Here is a 256-nt window from a genome sequence, read left to right on the forward strand (position 1 = left end):
TTGTGCTATATGTATATCATTTTGATCTGCACTATTTTCTAATTGCTTAATGATTAATTCTTGTCTGGCTTCCGGATGATTTTGACTTAGTTTGGCTTTCCCCTCTATTTTTTTAATGTTGATTTTAAAACCTACAATGCCTTTACTCATGCCCTTTATATAAGTTTCATCAACGTTCTCTAAATGATAGGAACTATCTGGTTTTTCATATTTTCTTACCATGTCTGCCAATGATTCAAATACTTCCTTTTCTTCT

At 31.2% G+C, this 256-nt stretch carries 1 protein-coding gene; it reads right to left on the bottom strand.

Translation table 11 applies throughout. The features are described 5' to 3' along the window. On the bottom strand, positions 1 to 256 hold a 256-nt coding region (locus ACY2RX_RS14730; protein ID WP_490104733.1), incomplete at both ends, for an FMN-binding negative transcriptional regulator.

This window comes from Polaribacter sp. 2405UD43-2 (assembly GCF_058147125.1).